This window comes from Streptomyces sp. NBRC 110028 (assembly GCF_001417735.1).
Lineage (GTDB): Bacteria > Actinomycetota > Actinomycetes > Streptomycetales > Streptomycetaceae > Streptomyces.
This window is the reverse complement of record NZ_BBUZ01000028.1, coordinates 278,468-304,649: the sequence shown is the minus strand read 5'-3', so window position 1 is coordinate 304,649 and position 26,182 is coordinate 278,468. Positions and strand designations below refer to the sequence as shown.

Sequence of the window (26,182 nt, the reverse complement as noted above, 5' to 3'; positions counted from 1 at the left end):
GGCTGCTGATTCGTAACGGTGCGTGATCGTGTCCTCATGCCACCCGACGGTAGGCACCTTCACCCGACCCCGCTGATCAGTCCCGATTCCCGGGGATAACCCGCGGAATGTGGATAACCCCGCCACCCGAAAGAGTTAACCACTGGACGAGCAGCCGCTACCGCGGAGAGACCACCGCGCCCAACAGCCCCGGCCCGGTGTGTGCCCCGATCACCGCGCCCACCTCGCTCACGTACAGCTCCGCGAGCCCCGGCACCCGCTCCCGCAGCCGCTCGGCGAGGGCGGTCGCGCGCTCTCCCGCCGCGAGGTGCTGGACGGCGATGTCCACCGGGCTCCGGCCCGCCCGCTCCACCACGATCTCCTCGAGCCGGGCGATGGCCTTGGACGCGGTGCGGACCTTTTCCCGCAGCTCGATCCGGCCCTCGTCGAGCTGGAGCAGCGGTTTGACCGCGAGCGCGGAACCGAGGAGGGCCTGGGCCGCGCCGATACGGCCGCCTCGGCGCAGGTAGTCGAGGGTGTCGACGTAGAAGTAGGCGGAGGTGCCGTCGGCCCGCTTCTGGGCCGCCGCGACGGCCTCGTCCAGCGTGCCGCCGCCCTCCGCGGTCGCGGCCGCCGCCAGCGCGCAGAAGCCGAGCGCCATCGCGACCATGCCGCTGTCCACCACCCGTACCGGCACGGGCGCGTCCTGCGCGGCGAGCACCGCCGCGTCGTAGGTGCCGGAGATCTCGGCGGACAGATGCAGCGAGACGATGCCGGTCGCGCCCTCCGCCGCGGCCGCGCGGTAGGCGTCCGCGAAGGTCTCGGGGCTGGGCCGGGACGTGGTCACCGGCTTGCGCTTCTGCAGGGCCTCCGCGAGCGACAGGGCCGAGATCTCGGTCCCCTCCTCCAGCGCCCGGTCTCCGAGCACCACCGTCAGCGGCACGGCGGTGATGCGGTGCCGCTCCATCGCCTCCTGCGGCAGGTAAGCCGTTGAATCGGTCACGATCGCGACATGGCGGGACATGACTGGGAGATTATCCGGGGAAGCCCCGGGCCGACAGCGCGACCCCACCGATGATCACCGACCCTATCGGTAAGCCCGTGTTCAGGCGGTGTTCTCGGGGCGGGGGGACTCCTGCCAGGACTTTTGCCAGGAGTACGGCCGCGATCGGGGCGTGCTCTCCAGGGAGGGCGGTTCCGGCCGGGGCCCGGACTCGCCCACGGGCGCAGACTCCGGCTCCGGCTTCCGCTCCGGCTCCGGCTCCGATGAGGGCCGCGGGCTCGCCTCGGGCCGCGGCTCCTCCACCGTCCAGTGCCGCAGCGCCCCCGCCTCCATCTCGATCTCGCGCCCCAGCACGTCCAGCTCGTCGTGGGCGAACCGCTGCGCCCGCTCCCGCACCGCCCAGCGCAGCGAGTCCGCGGAGTGCGTGATCCGCTCCGTACGCTCCCGCAGCTCGGGGAGCAGCGCGGCGAGGCGGGTCTTGTCCGGCTCCCGCTCCAGCCGCTTCAGATCGTCGTCCAGCTCGTGGCCGTGCGCGCTGAGCCGCTGGAACAGGTTCAACGATTCCGCCACGGAGCGGTCTTGGCCCGCGACCGCGCGCAGGGCCTGCTCGGTGGCGGACATCGACGTACGCAGCGACAGCCGCAGCTCGGCCAGCTCACCGGAGGCGCCCGGCCGGGCGAACTGGCGGGCCCGGAGCCGGGTGTCCTCGACCGTGCGGCGGGCCTGCTCCACGGTGCGGTCGAGGCCGCGCTTGGCCGTCCGCACCACCCGCACCGTGACATAGGCGCCGGTCACGATGAACATGACGAAAAGCAGCAACAGGATCCAGATGGCTTCCATGTGCGCTCCTTAGGGCGGCGGTCACCGCGGTGGCTGCTGTCCTCCCAGCGTAAACGGACCGGGCGGGCCGGGGGTTCCTGACGAACCCCCAGCCCGCCCGTGCGGAAGCTCCCGGAGCCGTCAGGCCGGGACGATGTTCACCAGCTTCGGCGCCCGCACGATCACCTTGCGGATGCCCGCGCCGTTCAGCGCCGCGACCACCGCCGGGTCGCCCAGGGCCTGCGCCTCCAGCTCCTCGTCGGAGACCGACGGGGCGACCTCCAGCCGGGCCTTGACCTTGCCCTTGACCTGGACCACACAGGTCACCGTCTCGTCCACCACGTACGCCGGGTCGGCGGCCGGGAAGGGCTCGTGGACGACCGAGGACTCGTGGCCCAGCTTGCGCCACAGCTCCTCGGCGATGTGCGGGGCCAGCGGCGCGATCAGCAGCACCAGCCGCTCGGCGATGGAGCGCGGCACCTCGCGCACCTTGGTGACGTGGTTGTTCAGCTCGGTGATCTTGGCGATGGCGGTGTTGAAGCGCAGGCCCACCATGTCCTGCCGGACCCCGTCGATCGCCTTGTGCAGGGCGCGCAGCGTGTCCTCGTCGGGCTCCGCGTCGACGACGGTGACCTCACCGGTGGCCTCGTCCACGACGTTGCGCCACAGCCGCTGCAGCAGCCGGTACTGGCCGACGACCGCGCGGGTGTCCCAGGGGCGCGAGACGTCCAGCGGGCCCATGGCCATCTCGTACAGGCGCAGCGTGTCGGCCCCGTACTCGGCGCAGATCTCGTCCGGCGTGACGGCGTTCTTCAGGGACTTGCCCATCTTGCCCAGCAGCCGGGTGACCTTCTCGCCCTGGTACCAGTACGCCCCGTCGCGCTCCTCGACCTCGGCGGCCGGGACGGCGATGCCGCGGCTGTCCCGGTAGACGTACGCCTGGATCATGCCCTGGTTGTAGAGCTTGTGGAACGGCTCGACCGACGAGACGTGCCCCAGGTCGAACAGCACCTTGGACCAGAAGCGGGCGTACAGCAGGTGCAGCACGGCGTGCTCGGCGCCGCCGACGTACAGGTCGACGCCGCCGTGCGGCCGGCCGTCGCGCGGGCCCATCCAGTAGCGCTCGGTGCCGGGGTCGACCAGCCGCTCGCCGTTGTGCGGGTCCAGGTAGCGCAGCTCGTACCAGCAGGAGCCGGCCCAGTTGGGCATGGTGTTGGTCTCGCGGCGGAACGGGCGCGGGCCGCGTCCGTCGCCCAGGTCCAGCACCACGTTGACCCACTCCTCGTTCCGGGACAGCGGGGTCTCCGGGGAGGTGTCGGCGTCGTCGGGGTCGAAGGTGCGCGGCGAGTAGTCCTCGACCTCGGGCAGCTCCAGCGGCAGCATCGACTCGGGCAGCGCGTGCGCCACGCCATCCTCGTCGTAGACGATCGGGAAGGGCTCGCCCCAGTAGCGCTGACGGCTGAACAGCCAGTCGCGCAGCCGGAAGTTGACGGTGCCCTCGCCGATGGAGCGGTCCTCCAGCCATGCGGTGATCCGGGCCTTGGCCTCGGTCACGCCCAGGCCGTCCAGGGAGACACCCTCACCGGCGGAGTTGACGATCTTGGCGTCGTACGAACTGAACGCGTCGTCCCAGGTCAACGGGTCGGTGCCGCGGTCGTCGGAGGGCTCGACGACACAGCGCATGGGCAGCTCGAAGGCGCGGGCGAAGGCGAAGTCACGGCTGTCGTGCGCCGGAACAGCCATGATCGCGCCGGTGCCGTAGCCCATCAGGACGTAGTCGGCGATGAAGACCGGCACCCGGTCGCCGCTGACCGGGTTGACCGCGTACGCACCGGTGAAGACGCCGGTCTTGTCCTTGGCCTCGGCCTGCCGCTCGACGTCCGACTTGGCCGCGGCCTGCTTGCGGTAGGCGGCGACGGCCTCGGCCGGGGTGGCGTGCCCGCCGGTCCACACGTCGTGGGCGCCCTCGGGCCAGGCCGCCGGGACGATGGAGTCGACCAGGTCGTGCTCGGGCGCCAGGACCATGTAGGTCGCGCCGAACAGGGTGTCCTGGCGGGTGGTGAAGACCGTGATCTTCGCGTCGGGGTGGTCCTGCACCGGGAAGTCGACCCGGGCGCCCTCGCTGCGGCCGATCCAGTTGCGCTGCTGCAGCTTGATGGCCTCGGGCCAGTCCAGCGCGTCCAGGTCCTCCAGCAGCCGGTCCGCGTAGGCGGTGATCCGCATGTTCCACTGGCGCAGCTTGGCCTTGAAGACCGGGAAGTTGCCGCGCTCGGAGCGGCCGTCGGCGGTGACCTCCTCGTTGGCCAGCACGGTGCCCAGGCCGGGGCACCAGTTGACGGGCGCGTCCGAGGCGTAGGCCAGGCGGTAGCCGCCCAGGACGTCCGCCCGCTCGGGCTCGGTCAGCCCGTCCCAGGGGCGCCCGTCGGGGGTGGCGCGCTCACCGGAGGCGAACTGCTCGACCAGGGTGTCGATCGGGCGCGCCTTGTTCGCCTCCGGGTCGTACCAGGAGTTGAAGATCTGCAGGAAGATCCACTGGGTCCACTTGTAGTAGTCCGGGTCGATCGTGGCGAAGGAGCGGCGCGGGTCGTGGCCCAGGCCCAGACGGCGCAGCTGGCGCCGCATGTTGTCGATGTTCGCCTCGGTGCTGACCCGGGGGTGGGTGCCGGTCTGCACCGCGTACTGCTCGGCGGGCAGGCCGAAGGCGTCGAAACCCAGGGTGTGCAGGACGTTGTGGCCCGTCATGCGGTGGTAGCGGGCGTACACGTCGGTGGCGATGTAGCCCAGCGGATGGCCCACGTGCAGTCCCGCCCCCGAGGGATACGGGAACATGTCCATGACGAACTTCTTCGGCCGGGCGACGACCTCGGCGTCACCGGTCAGATCGCCGCCCGGGTTGGGCGCGTCATACGTGCCGTTCGCGTCCCAGAAATCCTGCCAGCGGGCCTCGATGTCAGCGGCCAGCGCGGCCGTGTAGCGGTGCGGCGCGGCCACCTCGGCCGCGGCATTGGTCTCGCTCATGATCCTCAAAGCTCCATTGGTCGTCTCTGCCCGCGGTACAGGCCGATTCCCTCTTGTCCGGTGAAACAAAAAGGCCCCTCGCACAGGAGGGGACGCCGCGCCGATGCCGACCGGAGATGATCGCGGTCGGTACTGATCAGCGCGGCCCGCTAAGCAGAAGGCGTACGGCACGCATGGGGTCAGGTTACCGCAGGGCACCGACGAGCCGCATCGAGGTGACTCGGGAGCGGGGAAACGAGAAGCGGGCCATCCGTATCGGACGACCCGCTCCCGCGATTGTGGAGCTAAGGAGAATTGAACTCCTGACCTCCTGCATGCCATGCAGGCGCTCTACCAACTGAGCTATAGCCCCAGGTCTTGCTCCGCCCGGTTCCCCTCGGCGGCATCGCCTACATTACACGGACGCCCCGGGCTTTAGCCAAATCGATTGCCGCGACCCCGTGACCGGCCCACCTCATGCCGCTTCACGCTGTCGCGAACGAGTAGAAACGCTTCAGCGTGCAGTGCTCTTCGAGGAGCCGACCGTAGATCGGCTCGCCCTCCAGCTCCCGGTACGTCTCGATCGGGTCACCCTTGATGATCAACGCCTGGGCGCACTCCGCACACCAGTACTGGTAGTCGGAGTTGAGCGGCTCCATGTCGCGGACGATGGGCGTGCCACCGCCGCACCAGTCACATTTCCGGCTGTGTGCTCCCATGTCACTCAGCTCCAGCTGTGGCCGCAGGCCGTACACACGTAGGAAACACCGCCGTTGTCGCCGAGTACCTGAGCCACATGGCCGGAACCGCAGGACGGGCATTCGATGCCCTCCCGAGCCGTCTCGGAAAGGTCCTCGAGCGCGTCGAGGATGCTGGTCGGCATCCCACCCGTCCCTCCCCATCGGACTATCGGCCCTGCGCCCCCGCCGGCTGTCCGATTCTGCCACGGGGCGACGCCCAGGTCAGCGGAGATGCAACAGACGCCTCACCAGACTCACAAGCGCCCCGCGCGCAACGCCACTTCCGCCGAGGCTCGCGCGCTCGGTGCGGTGTCGTCCAACCTACCCAGGAAGATCGCACCGAACCAGCCACCCCGGGGTCGGGCCGAGTTGAGCCGACGTCAACAGGGGGCGGGCCACCGGAGGTTCCGCCCACGCAAAAGCGGCGATCCCGCCTCCCGGTGAGGGAGACGGGATCGCCGCCATCTGTGGAGCTAAGGAGAATTGAACTCCTGACCTCCTGCATGCCATGCAGGCGCTCTACCAACTGAGCTATAGCCCCGCTGCTCTCCGCGCCGCCGCGCTTCGAACAAGTAGGAGCTTAGCCGGTGACCAGCCGGAAAAGGAAATCGAGCCAGGAGGTGACCCCGGGCCGGGTCGGAAGGCCCTCCCCGGCCGTCCTGATCGGCAAGACACCCCCTAGTGCCGCGTCAGCCAAGGTTCACCCCGCTCGCCGTCCTGGCACGGCCATCTGCGGCGTTGCCGAATCGACCGAGTAGGCCCACTACGAGGCCGATCCGGCGCCTTGCATCTGACCGCACCAGGACGCCTCGCTACCGGGCAAACCTTGGCTGACGCGGCACTAGTCGTCGTCGCCGAGGACGGGCTCGGGGAGGGATCCGGCGTTGTGCTCCAGCAGCCGCCAGCCGCGCGCGCCTTCACCCAGCACCGACCAGCAGCAGTTGGAGAGGCCGCCGAGGGCCTCCCAGGTGTGCGGCTCCAAGCCGAGCAGCCGCCCGATGGTGGTGCGGATCGTGCCGCCGTGGCTGACCACCACGAGCGTGCCGCCGTCGGGCAGCTTCTCGGCGGCCTCCAGCACGACCGGCGCCGCCCGGTCGGCGACCTCGGACTCCAGCTCGCCGCCGCCGCGCCGCACCGGCTCGCCGCGCTTCCACGCCGCGTACTGCTCACCGAACCGCTCGATGATCTCTTCGTGCGTGAGCCCCTGCCACTCACCGGCGTAGGTCTCCCGCAACCCCGCGTGGTGGTCGACCGTGAGCCCGGTCACGGCCGACAGCTCGGCGGCGGTCGCCATGACCCGCTTGAGGTCGGAAGCGATGATCGCGTCCGGCCGCAGCCCGGCCAGCAGCCGGGCCGCGCGGTGGGCCTGCGCGACACCGGTGTCGGTCAGCTCGACATCCAGGGAGCCCTGGAAGCGGCGCTCGATGTTCCAGGCCGTCTGGCCATGCCGCCACAGGACTATGCGGCGGCCGCGGCCGCTCATGGTGCCGTTCAGCTCAGCTCACCACCCGCACCGCCGTCCGGGCCCTGCGCCTGTGCGTACTCCTCCGCCTTGCCGCGGGTGGCCTCGGCGTCGGCCGGCAGCTCCAGCTGCGGGCAGTCCTTCCACAGCCGCTCCAGGGCGTAGAAGACCCGCTCCTCGCTGTGCTGGACGTGCACCACGATGTCCACGTAGTCCAGCAGCACCCAGCGGGCCTCGCGGTCGCCCTCGCGGCGCACCGGCTTGGCTCCGAGGTCCTTGTTCAGCCGCTCCTCGATCTCGTCGACGATCGACTTGACCTGGCGGTCGTTGGGCGCCGAGGCCAGCAGGAAGGCGTCGGTGATCGAGAGCACATCGCTGACGTCGTACGCGATGATGTCGTGCGCGAGCTTGTCGGCGGCCGCCTGGGCGGCGGCGTTGATGAGCTCGATGGAGCGGTCCGTGGCGGTCACAGGCGAGGCTTTCCGGTCGGTGGGGACCCTCAGGGTCTGGGCAACCCCAAGGGTCTCACGCCCCACCGTCATGACTCCCGGCCATTCCCCCGTGACCGCGGTGACTCTCCCGACTCTTCCGCGGCCGCGCGGCGGCGGCCGCGGTCAGCCCTGAGGGTCGTAGTCCGCGCCGAGGACCACCGTCACATCCGCGTTGGCGGCGACCCTGCCCTTGGTGACCGAGGTCGCGGGCAGTCCGAGGGTCTTGGCGACCTCCTTGGCCTGCCCGGCCTGCCCGGCGTCCGCGTACGTCACCCGCGAGGTCTGCCGCGGGGAGCCGCCCTCGGTGGCGGCGACGACCGTGAAACCGCCGTTGACCAGCGCGACCCGGGCGGCACCCGAGGCGTCCTTGACCCCGCCGGCGCTGGTCACGCTCACCCGTGCCGCGGAGCCCGGGTCGGTGTTCTTGACCGTGCCGCCGAGGACGTCCTTGACCACCCGGTCCGTCGCGCGGGCGCTGAGCGTGCCGTCGCCCTGGACCGGCAGCATCATCGTGTCGTGGTCGCCGCCCTTGGCCTGCCCGGCGAGCCGCGCCAGCGAGGCGCCGAGCTGCTGCTCGGACAGCGACGGGTCGGGGATCTGCGCCAGTTGCTCGACGGTCCTGGTGGCGCCGCCCGTATCGCTGGAGACCTTCTTCAAGGTGGCGTCCATGACCTGTCCGAACCGCGCGAGCTGCTTGGTCTGCGCCTCGCCCGGGGCCCGGTAGGTGGCGTACGCCACAGCCGCCTGACCGCTCAGGACCTGCTCCTTGCCCCGCTTGACCAGCGGGTCCTCGCCCTTCCGGGTGGCCGGCACCGTGGTGTCGGTGTCCAGGGTGATGCCGCCGACCAGCTCGACGAGGTTCTCCAGATAGGGCGTGTCCAGCCGCCAGGTGCCCTGGATCTTCGAGCCCAGCAGCGTGGACAGGGAGTCCCGGGTGGCGTCGGAGCCCTCGTCGGTCACCGACTTGCCGAGCGTGGTGGAGCCGCCGTCCTCGGTGGAGACGGACAGCGCGTTCGGCAGCAGGACGGTGGTGCCCTTCTTGGTGGTCTCGTTGTCCACCAGCAGCGCGGTGGAGGTACGGCCGCCCTTCAGCTCGCGCAGATGGACGACGATCACGTCCCGCTTCTGCGGGCCCGCGGCCGTCTGGGCGTCGCCGTCGGCGGAGAGCCCGGGCAGCATGCCCGCGTACCAGAGGTAGCCGACCCCGCCCACGGCGGCGAGGACCAGCACCACGATGAGCGCGACGAACCGGTTGCGGCCCTTGCGGCGGCGCTCGTCGCGCCGCTCGGAGCGGGTCTCGGCGAACTTCAGCCAGTCGATGACGTCTTCGGAGTCCTCGTCGGGGTCCTCCACGAAGGAGAACTGCTCGGTGCGGTACTCCTCGCCCTCCGCGTCCGGGCCGGGCTTGCCCTTACCGGGCCCCTCCGAGGCACCGGCCGGGGCGGCATGGGACGGCTCATCCCGGCCCAGCTCCGCCAGCTCCTCGTACGGGTTCGGCTCGTCGTCCTGAGCCGGTGGGGCCGGTGCGGCCGGAGCCGCGGGCGAGGCCGGGGCGGGCGCGGCGTAGTCGTAGCCCTGCTGCCCGTACTGCTCCTGCTGCGGGTAGTGCTGCTGCTGTCCGTAGTACGGGTCGTACTGCTGCGTCTGCGGATACTGCGTCGGGGCCTGCTGCCCCTGCTGGACCTGGCCGTACGGGTCGTAGCCGTAGCCGTACCCGTCCTGCTGCTGTCCCTGCTGCTGCCCGTAGTACGACGACGGGTCGTAACCCTGCTGCGCCCCCTGGGACTGGTACACCGGCTGCCCATAGGCGTCGTAGCCGACGATCTGCGGCTCCTGGGCATACGGATCCCGCGCGTACGGGTCGTACGGGTCCTGTCCGTCGTTCACCGGTACCCCTTCAGCAGTCGTGCCGGTACAGCTCTCGCTTGTCGATGTACCGCACCACGCCGTCCGGCACCAGGTACCAGACGGGCTCGCCGTGGGCGACACGCGCGCGGCAGTCCGACGACGAGATCGCCAGCGCCGGAACCTCGACCAGCGACACCCCGCCCTCCGGCAGCCCGGGGTCGGCCAGTATGTGCCCGGGCCTGGTCACCCCGATGAAGTGGGCGAGCGAGAACAGCACTTCGGCGTCGCGCCAGGTGAGGATCTGGGCGAGCGCGTCCGCTCCGGTGATGAAGAACAGGTCCGCGTCACCGTTGAGCGCGCGCAGGTCCCGGAGCGTATCGGTCGTGTACGTCGCACCGCCGCGGTCGATGTCGATGCGGCTGACCGAGAACTGCGGGTTCGACGCGGTCGCGATGACCGTCATCAGATAGCGGTCCTCGGCCGGGGAAACCTTTTTGTGGCTCTTCTGCCACGGCTCCCCGGTCGGTACGAACACGACCTCGTCCAGGTGGAACTGCGACGCCACCTCGCTCGCCGCGACCAAGTGACCGTGGTGGATCGGGTCGAACGTCCCGCCCATCACACCGAGCCGCCGCTTGGCCGGGCCCTTCTCCTCTTCCATGCGTGCAGACCCTACTGGGCCCGGCCCGAAACCGGGGCCCGAAGAGGCAACGGCGCTGGTCAGCGGTCCCGGTTGAAGCGGGTGGTGATCCACAGCAGCAGGAACAGGATGACGAGGGCCGCGCCGCCGGTCATGAAGGGGCTGATGCTCGGGTGGGTGTCGACATGCTCACCGCCCTCGGCCGCGAGGGTGGTCAGGGCGGCATGTGCGGTGCTGAAAGCGCTCATCGCAGGCGTTACCTATCCGGGTCTCGGCGTCACGTCACGTCCGCCACATCGTATGCGAGCCGGATCGCGGGCCTGCTCCCAGTCCGCCCTCCAGCCCGCGGTCAGTCCTGTTTGTACCCGCGCAGCAGGAACCACGCGACCAGGGCGGATCCCACGATGCCGACGACGATGACGGTGCGCAGCAGCGCTCCCGGTCCCTGGTCCTTGGAAGTGGCGGCGAGCACGGCGGTGAGTCCAGTCATATCGGGCATGTCTCCACGCTAGCCCCTCGCCGGGCAGGGCCTAAGGTGGGGTCCGCCAGGGGACGGGCGCGACCGGGGCAGTACCGGGGCGGTTCGGGAAACAGTCCGTACGAGGGGGACAGATGAGCGACAGCCATACGCAGGGGACCGGTGGCGACGGGAGCGGCGCCGAAGAGGGACGGGCGCATGTGCCCAGCCGCGAGAGGCGGCGGTTTCCGGGCATTTCCTCGCGCGCGTACGAACATCCGGCCGACCGCTCGGCGCTGGTCGCGCTGCGCAAGCTGACCGGCTTCGACACCGTCTTCAAGGCGCTGAGCGGGCTGCTGCCCGAGCGCAGTCTGCGGCTGCTGTACCTGTCCGATTCGGTGCGGGTGAGCGACCGGCAGTTCGCGCACCTCCACGACATGCTGCGGGACGCCTGCTACATCCTGGACCTGGAGCGGGTCCCGGCGATGTACGTCACCCAGGACCCGAAGCCGAACGCGATGTGCATCGGCATGGACACGCCGATCATCGTGCTGACCACCGGGCTGGTCGAGCTGCTCGACGAGGAGGAGATGCGGGCGGTCATCGGCCATGAGGTGGGCCACGCGCTGTCGGGGCACTCCGTCTACCGGACCATACTGCTGTTCCTGACCAACCTCGCGCTGAAGGTCGCCTGGATCCCGCTCGGCAATGTGGCGGTGCTGGCCCTGGTGACGGCGCTGCGCGAGTGGTTCCGCAAGTCGGAGCTGTCGGCGGACCGGGCGGGGCTGCTGGTCGGGCAGGATCTGCGGGCCTCGATGCGCGGGCTGATGAAGCTCGCGGGCGGCCACCATCTGCACGAGATGAACGTGGACGCCTTCCTGGAGCAGGCCGAGGAGTACGAGAACAGCGGTGATCTGCGGGACTCCGTCCTCAAGATCCTGAACATGCTGCCGCGCAGCCACCCGTTCACCACCGTGCGCGCCGCCGAGTTGAAGAAGTGGGCCGCGAGCCGGGACTTCCAGCGGCTCATGGACGGCCACTACCCGCGCCGCGACGAGGACAAGGACACCTCGGTCGGCGACTCCTTCCGGCAGTCCGCGGACCACTACGCGGAGTCGATCCGCACCAGCAAGGACCCGCTGATCGCGTTCGTACGGGACGTGGCGGGCGGCGCCGGGGACCTGGGCAGCAAGCTGCGCGACCGGTTCAGCGGCGGCGGAAGGCCAGGCGGGGACACCACCGAGGGCACGCCCCCGCGGGACGCCCAGGAGGACCCCGACCGGGATTCCGGCGGGGATTCCCGGGGGGACGGACCGCCGCCACGGGCCTGACGCGCGGCGAGGGCCGGCGGCGCGCCGAGAGGGCGCGCTAAGAGACGGTGTGCGTGCCCGGGGAAAGCACGCCGCAGAGGGAGACCGGGGTGCGGCCCGGGGCATACGGGTCGGTGCCGGCCGGGGCGTCGTTCCGGACGCTCTGCCCGGCCGTCAGCGGTCGCAGATAGCCGGAGGCGTTCGCGGAGCACGCCTGCGGGCCCGCCAGCACCGAGCTGTGCACCAGCTCCACCCGGTGGTCGCGCAGATCCCCGCGGTCGAAGCGGAACCGGGTCTCCCGGCGGACCGTGTACAGCGAGGCGTGGTCCGGGGCCCGCTCGTGGGCCCGCTGGACAGCGTAGACGAAGACGTGGTCGGCGCTGACCTCCAGGGTCGAGGGGGTGCGCTCGACGACCGTCAGCGAGCCGCGCACCCTCACCGGCGCGTCGGCCAGCGTCACCTCGGCCGGGTTGAAGCGGGTCAGCCAGCCGGTGGCCGCGTGGCGGCCGTCGTCGACCGGGTGTTCGAAGCTCTGGTCGAACTGGATCTGCTGGGCGGGATCGAGCAGCAGCCGCACCGCCTGCACCGGTCCGCCGGTGAGCACGCCCGGGTCGAGGGCGGACCTCACCACGTAGTCCTTGGCCGTGGTGAGCGCCGTCATCACCTGGCTCTCGGAGAAGCCCTGGGTGCGCCGGGCGGCGGGCAGGGTGATCCCCTCGGCGCCGGTGCGGAACTCGGCGGCCGGGCTCTTCCGGAACAGCTCGGCGGGCCGCCCGCCGGGCACCTCGCCGCGCGGCGAGAGCGGCACCACGCTGCTGCGCAGCGGCTCGACGGCCTGCGGCTCCGGCGGCTGGTAGGGGTGGCGTACGCCCATGTAGACGGCCGCCGCGAAGGCGAAGGCGATCAGCAGGACGAGGACGACGGCCTGCCGCGACGCCCCGGCGCGCGTCCAGGCGTGGCGGCTGCGCACCGCGCGCGAGTGATCGTCCATGCGCTCCTGCGCGGAGAGCTCCTGGAGCCGGGCAGCACGAACGAAGGACTCGTCGAATACGACGGAGCGGTACTCGTCCTCACCACCTCCCGGGACGCCCTCGGGTGTCCCCTCGGGAGGGTCTCCACGCCCGGTCATACCTCAAGAGTAGGTCGCCGGGGGCAGCGGTAAACGCGGTGGTACTCCACAACTTCACGCACGGTACGGAGGAAACGCCGCATACGGCGCGACGTGCTACGGGTACGCCACCGGGGAGGTGAGGGACGGCGATGGATGCGGGGGACGACGACATCACGGGGAGCGCGGCACGACGGAGGCGGGCGGCACCTCGCGCTCGGCCGCCGTGGACGGCACACTGCCCGGCCGCCCCGCGGGCGTGCCGTCGACGCCGCTGGTGGCGGGCGGCGGGGCGGGGTTCTGGCGGTTGCCCGAGGTGCCCCGGTAGACCGCCGTGAAGGCCAGCGCGACCACCCCGATGCCCATCAGGACGGCCAGCAGCCAGGCCACCGGGCGGTGCCAGCGGGCATGGCCGCGATAGGGCCGCCCGGCGCTTCCGTAGCGCCCGTACGGGCCGTAGGCGCCGTCCAGGTCCCGGCGCGGGCCGAAGCGGCCGTCCGGGTCGGCGTAGTCGTCGTACGGGCCGTCCCCGAACTCGCCCTCCGGGCCGTACGCGTCGTCGAACAGCTCGTCCTCGGGGGCCATCCCGGCCCCGCCGCGCCGGGACGCCTCGGCCTCGGCACGGGCCTGCGCCGCGGCCAGCATCCGTTCGATGGCGGTGGGCTCATGGATGACGGCGGACCGCACGAAGTCCTCGTCGAAGACCACGGTGGCGAACTCGTCGTTCGCCTCTCCGTGGCTGCGCTCGTCGGGCTCGTCGCCGTCCGGGAACGGCTTGCCCCCCACGTCGTCCGGCACCCGTTCAGAGTAGACCCGACGGGTCAATTTGGGCAGGGTGAAATGGTATTCGAGGGAAGATCCGCCCGTTGACCTCCGGGTTCGGTCATCCCCCGAACGGGTGACTCAGCGGGTGTGTCCGTCGCCGGTGACGATGTACTTGGTCGACGTCAGCTCGGGCAGTCCCATCGGTCCCCGGGCGTGGAGCTTCTGGGTGGAGATGCCGATCTCGGCGCCGAAGCCGAACTGGCTGCCGTCCGTGAAGCGGGTGGAGGCGTTCACCGCGACGGTGGTGGAGTCCACCAATTGGGTGAAGCGGCGGGCGGCCGCCTGTGACGTCGTGACGATGGCCTCGGTGTGACCGGAGGACCACAGGCCGATGTGGGCCACCGCGGCCTCCAGGGAGTCCACGACCGCCGCGGCGATGTCGTACGACAGGTACTCGGTCTCCCAGTCCTCCATCACCGCCGGGACGACCGTGGCCTTCGTCCCCTCGGCCTCGGCCAGCGCCAGCACCCGCTCGTCGGCGTGCACCGTGACCCCGGCCGCCGCCAGCGCGTCCAGCGCGCGCGGCAGGAACTCGGCGGCGATGTCCTGGTGCACCAGCAGGGTCTCCGCCGCGTTGCACACGCTCGGGCGCTGGGCCTTGGAGTTCACCAGGATGTCCACGGCCATGTCCAGGTCGGCCTGGGCGTCCACGTAGACGTGGCAGTTGCCGGTGCCGGTCTCGATGACCGGCACCGTCGACTCCTCGACCACCGTACGGATGAGCGAGGCGCCGCCGCGCGGAATCAGCACGTCCACCAGGCCGCGGGCGCGCATCAGCTCGCGCACCGACTCCCGGCTCTCCCCCGGCACCAGCTGAACGGCGTCCGCGGGCAGTCCGGCGCCGCCGACGGCGTCGCGCAGCACCTTCACCAGCGCGCTGTTCGAGTGGTACGCCGACGAAGAGCCGCGCAGCAGGACGGCGTTGCCCGACTTCAGGCACAGCGCGGCGGCGTCCACGGTGACGTTCGGGCGGGCCTCGTAGATGATGCCGACGACGCCCAGCGGGACGCGCACCTGGCGCAGGTCGATGCCGTTGGGGAGCGTCGAACCGCGCACCACCTCGCCGACCGGGTCGGGCAGCGCGACCACGTCGCGGACATCGGAGGCGATGGCCCGCACCCGCTCCGGGGTGAGGGTCAGCCGGTCGACGATCGCCTCGCTCGTGCCCGCCTCCCGGGCCCGCTCCACATCGGCGGCGTTGGCCTCGACGATCTCCTTCGTCCGCACCTCCAGCGCGTCGGCCATCGCCAGCAGCGCGTCGTCCTTCAGTGCGCGCGGCAGCGGGGCGAGGTCGACGGCCGCGGCGCGCGCCCGATAGGCGGTCTGGAGGACCGGGGACTTCGGCCAGGGGTCGGTGAGCGGCGACGTGGGTGCGCTGGTCATGCAGGCAGCCTACTGAGCCGAGCGCGGCGATCCCTCCGGTATTCCGCCCTTCGAGATGGCCTTCTCACATCTCGGCGCCCCGCCCGCCCCTTCAGAACGGGTGCACACCCACCGGAGAAGCCGGTGGCGGCCCGTATCCCTCGGCGATGCGCTGGTGATACGTATCACGGTCGATGACCTCGAGCCCGACGATCTCCCATGGCGGCAGCTTGGCCGTCGAACGGTGCTCGCCCCACAGCCGCAGCGCCACCGCCGCGGCGTCGTGCAGATCGCGCGCCTCCTCCCAGTACCGGATCTCGGCGTGATCGTTGGCGTAGCGACTGGTCAGCAGGAAGGGATGGTCGTGGGCCAGCTGCTCCAGCGCCCGCCGGACCTCCCGCAGCGGCGCCTCGGCACCCGAGACGCTCAGCGTGATGTGCCACAGCCGGGACACCTCGACCCGCTTGCCCTGCGCCGTCGCGTCCTCCGTCCCGGCATCGCCCGCCCCGGCGCCGTTCGCGCCGGCACCGTTCGCGCCGGCACCGTTCAACCCGACACTGGTCAGGGTGCGCTCCGCCGCCCCTCGGGGCGGCGCCCCCGGGCGCCCTCGTCTCACCGGCGGCCTCCTGTAGCTCGCTGCTCCGCTCACGCGCGGGCGGAGCACTGTGGTGCGGTGGTGCCGTGGCCGGCGGTGCCGATCCGGACCCGCCGCGTTCCCACCGCGGGCCCGCTGCCCGCGCGACCCCGTTGAACAAAGTTGACCAGTCCTCGCGCGGCCGCGGGGCGTTTTTGCGGAAGGTAAGCCCCCCTTTTTTTGAGGCCCGGCTCACCTTCCGGGGCACCCCCGGCCGGCCGGGCGGGCGCCCCGGCCCGTGCGGGCCCCGACGGGACGGCTCATCCGTGGCGGTGCAGCACCACCAGGTCGTCCCGGTGCACGACCTCGCGCTCGTACGCGGGGCCCAGCTCGCGCGCGAGGTCGCGGGTCGAGCGGCCGATCAGCCGCGGGATCTCCTTGGCGTCGAAGTTCACCAGCCCGCGGGCCACCGCGCGGCCCTCGGTGTCCCGCAGCTCGACCGGGTCCCCGGCGGTGAACTCGCCCTCCACCGCCGCGATCCCCGCGGGCAGCAGCGACGTGCGGCGCTCCACGACGGCCCGCACCGCCCCGTCGTCCAGGGTGAGCGCGCCGCGGGGCTCCGAGGCGTGGGCGAGCCACAGCAGCCGGTCGGCCGAGCGGCGGCCGGTGCGGTGGAAGTACGTACCGGTGGGGCGGCCCAGCAGGGCGTCCCCGGCCCGGCTGGCGGAGGTGAGCACCACCGGGACCCCGGCCGCGGCGGCGATCCGGGCCGCCTCGACCTTGGTGACCATGCCGCCCGTACCGACTCCGGAGCGGCCCGCGCTGCCGATCGAGACCCCGGCGAGGTCCTGGGGGCCCTTGACCTCGTCGATCCGCGAGGTTCCCGGGGTCCTGGGGTCGCCGTCGTAGAGCCCGTCCACATCGGAGAGCAGCACCAGCAGATCGGCCCGTACGAGATGGGCGACCAGGGCCGCGAGGCGGTCGTTGTCCCCGAACCGGATCTCGTCGGTGGCCACGGTGTCGTTCTCGTTGACGATCGGCAGGGCGCCCATGGCCAGCAGCTGGTCCAGGGTCCGGGTGGCGTTGCGGTAGTGGGCGCGGCGGCTGGTGTCGTCCGTGGTGAGCAGCACCTGGCCGACCCGGCGCCCGTAGCGCGCGAAGGAGGCGGTGTAGCGGGCCACCAGCAGGCCCTGTCCGACGCTCGCGGCGGCCTGCTGGCGGGCGAGGTCGCGGGGGCGCCGGTCCAGGCCCAGGGGGGCGAGTCCGGCGGCGATGGCCCCGGAGGAGACCAGGACTATCTCCTTGCCGCCCGCGCCGCCGGCACCACCGCCCGCACCGCCGTCCCCGCCCGCGTCCTGGCCGAGCACCTTCGCGAGCACGTCCACCAGCGCGTCAACCCGGTCCGCGTCCAGCCCCCCTGCCGCGGTGGTGAGGGAAGACGAACCGATCTTCACCACGATCCTGCGGGCCGCGGCCACCTCGTCCCGTACCGCCGACCCGTCCTGCTTCGCCACGCCTCTCCCCTGCTCATCCCCGGGCTCGTCCCCGGCTCTCACGCGCACCTCGCGATGAGCGTAAAACGCGTGTCCTGCACACTCACATCATGACAAGGGGGCAATCTACGTGAGCCGGGCCCATGGCCGCCCGGCCATTTCGCCGCCATTTCGCCGCCGCTTCACCGCCGCGACGGCCGCCCGGACCGCTCCGCGGAGCGTTTGGGCCTGTTTCGGGGCGGTTGGCACCTGCGCGGATTGTCACCGGGCCGGACGGCGGCATACGGTCAGGGGTCCCCCCAGTCGTCCACCGCCCTCCCGCCAGGAGCCCAACCCGTGCCCTCCGCCGGATTCGCCCCACGCCGGGTCGTACAGCTCACGGCGCTGCTCGCCATGGTGGTGTTCTTCACCACACAGCTCGTCGGCGCCGTACTCCCGAACGTACCGCTCTTCATCGCCTCCTCGGCGTGCGGCCTCGCCCTCGATCTTTTCCTGCAGCACAAGCAGCCCGGTCTGCTGTCGCTGCTGGGCAAGGTCCGCTTCGACATCACGGTGCGCCAGCTGTTCCGCGACATGCTCATCATGGTCGGGCTGCTGCGGATAGAGGGAATCAATCCGCTGCACGAGCAGGCGCCGCTGACCGTCGGGCTGCTGCTCTTCTACGTCGTGCACTTCGCCTGCCAGGCGGCCGCCATAATGGTGCGCCGCACGCGGCAGCTGCCCTTCGTCACGCGCAACATCGACGCCTCCGCGCTGCGCCTGAGCGATGCCCCGCCGCGGCTGTTCGCCCGCCAGCACGGCCGCCGGATGCTGCGGCTCGCCGCCCCCGCCACCGCCGGACTGCTGCTGACCGCCGGCACCAAGAACGGTGCCTGGGGAGCCGTCGGCCTCTCGATCGCCCTGCTGATCGGCATCGCCGGCACCGCCCACCTGGCCACCTGGCTGCTGCCGCGCAAGCGGGCGGTGAGCGAGGCGAAGGCCCTGGAGTGGCTCGACACCTGGCTGGCCGAGTACCAGCCGACCGTCGGCATGTACTTCTCCGGCGGCACCAGCTCCGCCTACCAGGCGAACATGTGGCTCTCCACCCTCGCCGCGCTCGACGGCAACCCCATCATCGTGCTGCGCGAGCGGTTCATGGTGCAGAAGATCGACGCGACGGACGTCCCGATCGTCTGCCTCCCCAAGGTCGCCCATCTGATGCGGCTCGAGCACTCGACGCTCAAGGTGCTGCTGCACCCGGCCAATTCGGGCAAGACCTCGCAGGTGCTGCGCATCCCCTCGATCAAGCACGCGTTCATCAACCACGGCGAGAGCGACAAGCTCTCCAGCTGCAACCCGTACGCCAAGGCGTACGACGAGGTGTGGGTCGCGGGCCCGGCCGCGCGCGACCGCTACCAGCTCGCCGACATCGGCGTCGAGGACAAGGACGTCGTGGAGGTCGGCCGCCCGCAGCTGGCGCCGATCCGCCCCTACGCGGGCGCCCCGACCGGCGAGTACACCACCGTGCTGTACGCGCCGACCTGGGAGGGCTGGGACGGCAACCCCGGCAACACCTCGGTCATCCTGGCCGGCGAGAACATCGTCCGCGAACTGCTCGCCGACCCCAAGGTGCGGCTGCTGTACAAGCCGCACCCGATGACCGGCTCCGTCGACCGGCGGGCCGGCCACGCCGACGACCGCATCAAGGCGATGATCGCCGAGGCGAACACCAAGCGCGGCGGGGCCCGTCCGCCCGCCGAGGCCGCGGCCGAGCTGAACCGGCGTGCCGATGAGCTGAACCAGCTCACCAGCACGTCCTTCCGCCACAGCGCGGACGAGATCGAGCGCATGAAGCTCCAGGGCACCCCGGACGACAACCGCGCCGCGGGCGTGGCGGCGGCCACCGCCGCCTGGGAGAGCGCCTACTGGACGTCGCTGCCGGACTGGGAGCACCAGATCATCACCGGGCCGCGGCCGGCCATCTTCACCTGCTTCAACCAGGCCGATGTGCTGATCAGCGATGTGTCGAGCGTCGTCTCGGACTACCTGACGAGCGAGAAGCCGTACGCGGTGGCGAACACCAGCGGGCTGAGCGAGGAGGAGTTCCGGGCGACCTTCCCGACCGTGCGCGCCGCCACGATCCTCAGCCCCGAGGCGACGGAGGTCCCGGAGCTGCTGGAGGCCGTCCGCGACCCCGAGAAGGACACCCTCGCGGCCGCCCGCGCCGAGCTGAAGGTGCACCTGCTCGGGCCGTCCGACCCGCCGTCCCTGGTGCGCTTCGACCAGGCCGCGCAGACGCTGTGCCGGAAGGCCGACGAGCGCCGGGTGCGGATGGCCACGCGGCTGGCCGATGAGATCCCCGCGCAGCGGGAGGCCCGGGACGCGGCCGAGGAGGCGGAGCTGGAGGCCGGATCGTCGGAGCCGGAGGAGACGGCGACGGTCTGAGCCGCCGCCGGCCACGCGTAAGGGCCCGGGAGCATCGCTCCCGGGTCCTTTTGCCGTGCCACCGGTCCGTCGCGGCCGAGAGCCGCTGTCAGGGCTCGTGGCGGGGGCCGCCCACCCCGGCCCCGGCCCCTAGAAGGGCTTGAACGACTCGTACTCCTCCTCCGCTTCGTCCCGCTCCGTGTCCCGGTCGCGGCGCCGCTGCGCCGCCGGGCGGGGGGCCTCGAAGCGGTGGTCCTCACCGCGGCGGCCCAGCATCTCGGCACCGGCCGCGAGCGTCGGCTCCCAGTCGAAGACGACCGCGTTGTCCTCGGGGCCGATGACGACCTCGTCGCCCGCGTGGGCGCCCGCCTTCACCAGCTCCTCCTCGACGCCGAGGCGGTTCAGCCGGTCGGCGAGGTAGCCGACGGCCTCGTCGTTGTTGAAGTCGGTCTGGCGGACCCAGCGCTCGGGCTTCTCGCCCACGACGCGGTAGAAACCGTCCTCGACGACGACCTTGAAGCCCGCGTCGTCCACGGCCTTCGGACGGATGACGATCCTGGTCGCCTCCTCCTTCGGCTTGGCCGCGCGCGCTCGTCCGACGATGTCCGCGAGGGCGAACGACAGCTCCTTGAGGCCGAGATGGGCGATGGCCGAGGCCTCGAAGACCTGGTAGCCGCGGGCCTCCAGGTCCGGGCGGATGATGTCGGCGAGGTCCTTGCCGTCGGGGATGTCGACCTTGTTGAGGACGACGAGCCGGGGCCGGTCCTCCAGGCCGCCGTACTCGGCGAGTTCGGCCTCGATGACATCGAGATCGGTCAGCGGGTCACGCTCGGACTCCAGGGCCGCGGTGTCCAGGACGTGCACCAGCACCGAGCAGCGCTCCACATGGCGCAGGAACTCCAGGCCGAGGCCCTTGCCCTGGCTGGCGCCCGGGATCAGACCGGGCACGTCCGCGATGGTGTAGACGGTCGAACCGGCCGTCACCACGCCGAGGTTGGGGACCAGGGTGGTGAAGGGGTAGTCGGCGATCTTCGGCTTGGCGGCCGAGAGCACCGAGATCAGGGAAGACTTGCCGGCGCTCGGGTAGCCGACGAGGGCCACGTCCGCGACGGTCTTCAGCTCCAGGACGACGTCCCCGGCGTGGCCCGGCTCGCCCAGCAGCGCGAAGCCGGGGGCCTTGCGGCGGGCCGAGGCGAGGGCCGCGTTGCCGAGGCCGCCACGGCCGCCCTGGGCGGCGATGTAGGTGGTGCCCTCGCCGATCAGGTCGGCGAGCACGTTGCCCTTCTTGTCGAGGACGACCGTGCCGTCCGGGACCGGCAGGACCAGGTCGCTGCCGTCCTTGCCGGAGCGGTGGCCGCCCTCGCCGGGTTTGCCGTTGGTGGCCTTGCGGTGCGGGCTGTGGTGGTACTCGAGCAGCGTGGTGACCGACTGGTCGACGACCAGGATCACATCGCCGCCCCGGCCACCGTTTCCGCCGTCCGGGCCGCCGAGCGGCTTGAACTTCTCGCGGTGTACGGAGGCGCAGCCGTGGCCTCCGCTACCCGCGGCGACGTGCAGCTCGACGCGGTCCACGAAGGTGGTCATGACGGGTGCCTCCAGTTGCGTACGGGATCGGTGTGTCGTCGTTACCGGGATAACGCGCCGAGGGCGGACCCGCTTCCCCGTCACGGGAAAGAGCGGTCCGCCCTCGGAAAGGTGTGTGGCGTCGTGCCGGTGCCGGAATTACTCGGCGACCGGAACGATGTTCACGACCTTGCGGCCACGGTGGGTGCCGAACTGCACCGCACCGGCGGCCAGCGCGAACAGCGTGTCGTCGCCGCCGCGGCCGACGCCCGTGCCCGGGTGGAAGTGCGTGCCGCGCTGGCGGACGAGGATCTCACCCGCGTTGACGGCCTGGCCGCCGAAGCGCTTGACCCCGAGCCGCTGGGCGTTGGAGTCGCGACCGTTCCGAGTGGACGATGCGCCCTTCTTGTGTGCCATGTCTCCTCAGTCCCTTACTTCGCAGCCGAGTCGATGCCGGTGATCTTCAGCGCGGTGTGCAGCTGGCGGTGGCCGATCCGCTTCCGGTAACCGGTCTTGTTCTTGTACTTCAGGATGTCGATCTTGGCACCCTTGTGGTGGTCAACGACCTCGGCGCGAACCTTCACACCGGCCAGGACCCACGGATCGCTGGTGACGGCATCGCCGTCGACAACGAGCAGAGTCGAGAGCTCGACGGTGTCGCCGACCTTGCTGGTGCCGATCCGGTCGACCTCGATGACATCGCCCACGGCTACCTTCTGCTGGCGGCCGCCGGTGCGCACGATTGCGTACACGCGGTTCTCACTCTCTCGCTAGTAAACGGGACCTCTGATGCCAGCCGCTCCACATGACCCCACGAAGGTCATGACAACCGAGTGATTCCCCGAGTGATATCTCGCGGTTCAGCACCGGCCGAGCGGCCTCTCCCGCGGAACGGGAGGGATGTGCTCAGGGGCTTGGCGTAAGACGCCGAGGGTCAAGGCTACCAGAGCCCGGAGGGCACCTACGCACCTGCGCAGGTGCCCTCCGGACTGATGACCGTCCCCCTCAGTCGTCGGCGGCGGCCGAGACCGACTGCGGCGTCTGCTGCTCCGCCGCCGCGGTCTTCTTCGACGCCGTCTTCTTGGCGGTCGTCTTCTTCGCCGTCGTCTTCTTCGCGGTCGTCTTCTTGGCCGCGGTCGTCTTCGACGCGGTCTTCTTCGCGGCGGTCTTCTTGGCGGCCGTCTTCTTCGCCGGCGCCTTCTTGGCCGTCTTACGGGCCGCCTTCTTCGCCGGTGCCTTGGCCTCGCCGTCCGCCGCCTCGCCACCGTCCGCAGCCTCGCCACCGTCCGGCTTCTCGCCGTCCGCCGGCTCGTCGGCCTCCGGCTTCGGCTCGGTGGCGGGAGCGCTGACGACCACCACGGCGGCGTCCTCGGAGCCTGTCGGCGAGCCCGCCGGAGCGGACACCTTACGGGTCGCCCGGCGGCGCGCACGCGGCGCGGGAGCGGCCTCCTCGGCGGCCTCCGGCCCGGCCGTCTCCGGCTCGGGGGCGGGAGCGGCGGCCTCGGGCGCCTCGGCGGCCGCCTCCGGCTTCGGCTCGTCCGCGACGACGACCACGGCCTGCGGCTGCTCGGCGCTCTTCGGGGCGCCGGCCGGGGCGGACACCTTGCGCGTCGCCCGGCGCCGGGTCCGTCCGCGGCCCGCGGCGGCCTCGGCCTCGGCGGCGCTGCTGTACAGCTCCTCGTCGGCCGCGAAGACCGGCTCCGGCAGCGCCTTCGGCTCGGCGATCTCCGCCGCGATCTCCTCGGCGGCCTCGACGACCGTCTCGGCGTCGGCCACGGAGGTCTCCTCCGGCGCGGGCGCCTGCTGGCCGCCGCCCTTCTTCTTCTTGCGCTTGCCGCCGCCACCGCCGCCGGCCACCGTCGGCTGGTCCATGTGGACGATCACGCCGCGGCCGTTGCAGTGGACACAGGACTCGGAGAACGACTCCAGCAGGCCCTGGCCGACCCGCTTACGGGTCATCTGGACCAGGCCCAGCGAGGTGACCTCCGCCACCTGGTGCTTCGTACGGTCGCGGCCCAGGCACTCCAGCAGCCGCCGCAGCACCAGATCGCGGTTGGACTCCAGCACCATGTCGATGAAGTCGATCACGATGATGCCGCCGAGGTCGCGCAGCCGCAGCTGGCGCACGATCTCCTCGGCCGCCTCCAGGTTGTTCCTGGTGACCGTCTCCTCCAGGTTGCCGCCCTGGCCGGTGAACTTGCCGGTGTTGACGTCGACCACGACCATCGCCTCGGTCCGGTCGATCACCAGCGAGCCGCCGCTGGGCAGCCAGACCTTGCGGTCCAGCGCCTTCATCAGCTGCTCGTCGATCCGGTACGTGGCGAAGACGTCGACGTCCGAGTTCCACTTCTGCAGCCGGTCGGCGAGGTCGGGCGCGACGTGCGAGACATAGCCGTGGATGGTCTGCCAGGCGTCCTCACCACTCACGATGACCTTGGAGAAGTCCTCGTTGAAGATGTCGCGGACGACCCGGACGGTCATGTCCGGCTCCCCGTAGAGGAGCGTCGGCGCGTTGCCGCTCTTCGCCTTCTTCTTGATCTCCTCCCACTGCGCCTGCAGCCGCTGGACATCGCGGGCCAGCTCGTCCTCGCTCGCGCCCTCGGCGGCGGTGCGGACGATCACGCCCGCGTCCTCGGGGACGATCTTCTTGAGGATCTGCTTCAGCCGGGCGCGCTCGGTGTCGGGCAGCTTGCGGCTGATGCCCGTCATGGAACCCTCGGGGACGTACACCAGGTAGCGGCCGGGCAGGGAGACCTGGCTGGTGAGCCGGGCGCCCTTGTGACCGATCGGGTCCTTGGTGACCTGCACGAGCACGGACTGCCCGGACTTCAGCGCGGTCTCGATGCGGCGCGGCCCGTTGGACAGCCCCAGCGCCTCGAAGTTGACCTCACCCGCGTACAGCACGGCGTTGCGGCCCTTGCCGATGTCGACGAAGGCGGCCTCCATCGACGGCAGCACGTTCTGGACCTTGCCCAGGTAGACGTTGCCGACGTAGCTGGTGGCCTGCTCCTTGTTGACGAAGTGCTCGACGAGGACGTTGTCCTCCAGCACGCCGATCTGGGTGCGCTCGCCGTTCTGCCGGACGACCATCACCCGCTCGACCGCCTCGCGGCGGGCCAGGAACTCGGCCTCGGTGATGATCGGCACCCGGCGGCGGCCCTGCTCACGGCCCTCGCGGCGGCGCTGCTTCTTGGCCTCCAGACGCGTCGACCCCTTGATCGACTGCACCTCGTCGGAGCTGGTCTCGGCATCCTTCCCACGCCGTTCCCGAGGCTCCCGGACCTTGACGACCGTACGCTCCGGGTCGTCACCGCCCGACTCCGCCTCGGCGGAGTCCCCGCTGCGACGGCGGCGACGACGACGGCGACGGCTGCTGCTGGAGCCGCCACCGGCGGACTCACCGGCCTCGGCGCCCTCTTCGTCGGCGCCCTGCTCCTCGCCGGTCTCGCCCTCGGCCTGCGCCTCGTCCTCGAAAGCCTCGCCGTCCTCGCCCTCGGAACGGCCCTCGGCACCCTCGGCGTCGGCGGCCTCGCCCCGGCGGCGGCGACGGCCGCCCCGGCGACGGCGACGGGCCGGGCGGTCGCCCGACTCCTCGTCGCCCTGCTCACGGTCGGCCGCGCGGACGTCCTGCTCGGCGTCCTCGACGGCGGCGCGCTCCTCGGCCTCCGCCGGGCGCTGCTCCTCGGCGGGCTCGCCCCGGCGGCGACGGCGGCGACGGCCCGCGGCGGGGGCCACCGGCTCGGCGGCCGCCGTCTTGTCCTGGGCCGCGGTCTCGTCGGTCTCGTCGGCCTCGTCGGCCTCGGCAGCCTCCTCCAGGGCGGACGCGGCGGCCTCGGCGGCGGCGCTCTCCGGGGTCTGGAAGACCGGCTCGGTGAAGACCGGTGCCTGGAAGACCGCTGTCGGCGGGCGCACGGCGCGGCGGCGGCCACCGCGCGGCGCGGGCTCCGGCTCGGCCTCGGCGGCCCGCGGCTCGGGCTGCTCCTCGGCGGCGGCGGCCGTCTTGCGCGTGGCACGGCGGCGGGTACGGGCGCGCGGCTCCTCGGCGCTCTCCTCCGCGGCCGGGGCCTCGGGGGTCGCCGCAGCGGCCTCGGCGGGCTGGTCGGCGGCCTCGTCCGGGGCGGCGGCCTCGGCCACGGCGGTGGTCGTCCTACGGGTGGCCCGGCGGCGGGTGCGCGGCGCCGGAGCGGCCTCCGCGGAGGCCTCGGCCTCGGCGGCCGCGGGCTCGGCCGGGGCGGTCTCCCCGGCGCTCGGCTCGTCGTCGGCGGCCTGCGGCACACCGGCCGGGGCAGCCGCCTTACGGGCGGCCCGGCGGCGCGTACGGCCACGGGGCGCCTCGTCGGCCGGGGCGTCGGCTGCGACTGCAGCTGGGGCGGTGTCCTCGTCGCCACTGCCACCAGCGGCCGCCGCAGACGACGCGTCCACGTCGGCGGGCTCCGCCTGCGGGGCACCCTCCGGAGCGGCGGCCTTGCGCGTCGCCCGGCGGCGGGTACGGGGCGCCGGGGCGGGCTCGGCCGCGGCCTCGACGGGCGCGGCGGCCTCGGCCGGTGCCGCGGCGACGGGCTCCTCCGCCGGCACCACCGTCTCGGCGGTCTCCGGCGCTCCGGCCGGGGCGGTCGCCTTACGGGTGGCCCGGCGGCGGGTACGGGCGGGCGGAGCGGGCTCGGCGGCGGGCTCCGGATCGGCGGCCGGGGCCCCGGCGGGCTCGGCGGCCCGGGGCGCGTCCGCCGGGACCACGGTCTCCGCGGCCTCCGGCGCACCCGCCGGTGCGGCCGTCTTGCGCGTCGCACGGCGGCGCGAACGGGCGGGCGGAGCGGCGGAACCGGTGTCACCGTCGGACGCCTCCCCGGCGACCATGGCGGCGCCGGCGGCGATCGACTCGGCCGGTATGGCCGGTACGGCGGGTGTGGTCACCTCGGCGTCACCCACGGTGCCCACCGGAGGGCCGGCGGGCCGGGAGGCCGCGCGGCGGCGGCGCGGCGGCAGGGTGTCACTGGGCGAGGTCGGATCCCCGGAGGCGGCGGCGCGCGGCGCGGCCTGTCCCTGGGGCTGGATGGGTTCGGTCGGCTCAATGGGCTCGAGCATGCGGGCGGTTCTCCCGTCACGCTCCC

At 72.1% G+C, this 26,182-nt stretch carries 22 protein-coding genes and 2 tRNA genes; 2 read left to right on the top strand and 22 right to left on the bottom strand.

Annotation, left to right across the window (positions count from 1 at the left end; all coding sequences use genetic code 11):
- Positions 1–157 precede the first annotated feature (157 nt).
- From ASC60_RS20480 to ASC60_RS42260, 13 genes are all read right to left on the bottom strand, one after another.
- Positions 158–1,003: a DegV family protein gene (locus ASC60_RS20480; RefSeq protein ID WP_055552935.1), complete on the bottom strand. Its 846-nt coding sequence runs from the start codon at positions 1,001–1,003 to the stop codon at positions 158–160.
- Positions 1,004–1,084: 81 nt separating this feature from the next.
- Positions 1,085–1,822: a hypothetical protein gene (locus ASC60_RS20475; protein WP_055552930.1), complete on the bottom strand. Its 738-nt coding sequence runs from the start codon at positions 1,820–1,822 to the stop codon at positions 1,085–1,087.
- 120 nt (positions 1,823–1,942) lie between these two features.
- Entirely contained in the window at positions 1,943–4,819 is a 2,877-nt protein-coding gene (gene leuS, locus ASC60_RS20470; RefSeq protein ID WP_055552921.1) for a leucine--tRNA ligase, read from the bottom strand.
- A 279-nt stretch (positions 4,820–5,098) separates the two neighbouring features.
- A tRNA-Ala gene (locus ASC60_RS20465) sits at positions 5,099–5,171 on the bottom strand.
- A gap of 112 nt (positions 5,172–5,283) precedes the next feature.
- Entirely contained in the window at positions 5,284–5,517 is a 234-nt protein-coding gene (locus ASC60_RS20460; protein WP_009717962.1) for a hypothetical protein, read from the bottom strand.
- Between the two features lie 5 nt (positions 5,518–5,522).
- A complete protein-coding gene (locus ASC60_RS42270; RefSeq protein ID WP_199831000.1) occupies positions 5,523–5,681 on the bottom strand; it encodes a hypothetical protein in 159 nt (52 codons plus the stop codon).
- Positions 5,682–6,006: 325 nt separating this feature from the next.
- Positions 6,007–6,079: transfer RNA gene (locus tag ASC60_RS20455), tRNA-Ala, on the bottom strand.
- A gap of 300 nt (positions 6,080–6,379) precedes the next feature.
- Complete coding sequence (locus ASC60_RS20450; RefSeq protein WP_079038503.1) at positions 6,380–7,033, bottom strand: histidine phosphatase family protein; 654 nt, start codon at positions 7,031–7,033, stop codon at positions 6,380–6,382.
- Complete coding sequence (gene rsfS, locus ASC60_RS20445; RefSeq protein ID WP_055552914.1) at positions 7,030–7,470, bottom strand: ribosome silencing factor; 441 nt, start codon at positions 7,468–7,470, stop codon at positions 7,030–7,032. The genes ASC60_RS20450 and rsfS overlap by 4 nt, the downstream gene beginning before the upstream one ends.
- Before the next feature lie 144 nt (positions 7,471–7,614).
- On the bottom strand, positions 7,615–9,378 hold the full coding sequence (locus tag ASC60_RS20440; RefSeq protein ID WP_055552911.1) for an LCP family protein: 1,764 nt from the start codon (positions 9,376–9,378) through the stop codon (positions 7,615–7,617).
- Positions 9,379–9,388: 10 nt separating this feature from the next.
- On the bottom strand, positions 9,389–10,000 hold the full coding sequence (nadD, locus tag ASC60_RS20435) for a nicotinate-nucleotide adenylyltransferase (RefSeq protein WP_055552909.1): 612 nt from the start codon (positions 9,998–10,000) through the stop codon (positions 9,389–9,391).
- A 59-nt stretch (positions 10,001–10,059) separates the two neighbouring features.
- Complete coding sequence (locus tag ASC60_RS42265; RefSeq protein ID WP_199830999.1) at positions 10,060–10,227, bottom strand: hypothetical protein; 168 nt, start codon at positions 10,225–10,227, stop codon at positions 10,060–10,062.
- A 101-nt stretch (positions 10,228–10,328) separates the two neighbouring features.
- Positions 10,329–10,478 carry a hypothetical protein gene (locus tag ASC60_RS42260; RefSeq protein WP_199831004.1) on the bottom strand — a complete coding sequence of 50 codons (150 nt, stop codon included), beginning with the start codon at positions 10,476–10,478 and terminating at the stop codon, positions 10,329–10,331.
- 113 nt (positions 10,479–10,591) lie between these two features.
- Between ASC60_RS42260 and ASC60_RS20430 the strand changes: the two genes are divergently transcribed.
- Positions 10,592–11,767 carry a M48 family metallopeptidase gene (locus tag ASC60_RS20430; protein ID WP_234357036.1) on the top strand — a complete coding sequence of 392 codons (1,176 nt, stop codon included), beginning with the start codon at positions 10,592–10,594 and terminating at the stop codon, positions 11,765–11,767.
- A 37-nt stretch (positions 11,768–11,804) separates the two neighbouring features.
- Here ASC60_RS20430 and ASC60_RS20425 read toward each other — a convergent pair whose 3' ends face one another.
- From ASC60_RS20425 to proB, 5 genes are all read right to left on the bottom strand, one after another.
- Positions 11,805–12,875, bottom strand: a complete 1,071-nt coding sequence (locus ASC60_RS20425) for a hypothetical protein (RefSeq protein ID WP_055552907.1) — start codon at positions 12,873–12,875, stop codon at positions 11,805–11,807.
- Positions 12,876–13,028: 153 nt separating this feature from the next.
- On the bottom strand, positions 13,029–13,652 hold the full coding sequence (locus tag ASC60_RS20420) for a hypothetical protein (protein ID WP_055552906.1): 624 nt from the start codon (positions 13,650–13,652) through the stop codon (positions 13,029–13,031).
- Positions 13,653–13,757: 105 nt separating this feature from the next.
- Positions 13,758–15,062 carry a glutamate-5-semialdehyde dehydrogenase gene (locus tag ASC60_RS20415; protein ID WP_055552904.1) on the bottom strand — a complete coding sequence of 435 codons (1,305 nt, stop codon included), beginning with the start codon at positions 15,060–15,062 and terminating at the stop codon, positions 13,758–13,760.
- Positions 15,063–15,153: 91 nt separating this feature from the next.
- Positions 15,154–15,657, bottom strand: coding sequence for a hypothetical protein (locus ASC60_RS20410; protein ID WP_055552902.1), 504 nt, complete (start codon positions 15,655–15,657; stop codon positions 15,154–15,156).
- 278 nt (positions 15,658–15,935) lie between these two features.
- Positions 15,936–17,129: a glutamate 5-kinase gene (proB, locus tag ASC60_RS20405; protein WP_055552900.1), complete on the bottom strand. Its 1,194-nt coding sequence runs from the start codon at positions 17,127–17,129 to the stop codon at positions 15,936–15,938.
- 315 nt (positions 17,130–17,444) lie between these two features.
- Here proB and ASC60_RS20400 point away from each other — a divergent pair, with 315 nt between their 5' ends.
- Complete coding sequence (locus tag ASC60_RS20400; protein ID WP_055552898.1) at positions 17,445–19,532, top strand: hypothetical protein; 2,088 nt, start codon at positions 17,445–17,447, stop codon at positions 19,530–19,532.
- A gap of 129 nt (positions 19,533–19,661) precedes the next feature.
- Here ASC60_RS20400 and obgE read toward each other — a convergent pair whose 3' ends face one another.
- From obgE to ASC60_RS20380, 4 genes are all read right to left on the bottom strand, one after another.
- A complete protein-coding gene (gene obgE / locus ASC60_RS20395) occupies positions 19,662–21,095 on the bottom strand; it encodes a GTPase ObgE (protein WP_055552896.1) in 1,434 nt (477 codons plus the stop codon).
- A gap of 138 nt (positions 21,096–21,233) precedes the next feature.
- Positions 21,234–21,491, bottom strand: a complete 258-nt coding sequence (rpmA, locus tag ASC60_RS20390) for a 50S ribosomal protein L27 (RefSeq protein WP_009717948.1) — start codon at positions 21,489–21,491, stop codon at positions 21,234–21,236.
- Between the two features lie 14 nt (positions 21,492–21,505).
- Complete coding sequence (rplU, locus tag ASC60_RS20385; RefSeq protein WP_055552895.1) at positions 21,506–21,826, bottom strand: 50S ribosomal protein L21; 321 nt, start codon at positions 21,824–21,826, stop codon at positions 21,506–21,508.
- 253 nt (positions 21,827–22,079) lie between these two features.
- Positions 22,080–26,156 carry an Rne/Rng family ribonuclease gene (locus ASC60_RS20380; RefSeq protein WP_234357035.1) on the bottom strand — a complete coding sequence of 1,359 codons (4,077 nt, stop codon included), beginning with the start codon at positions 26,154–26,156 and terminating at the stop codon, positions 22,080–22,082.
- Positions 26,157–26,182: the final 26 nt, after the last annotated feature.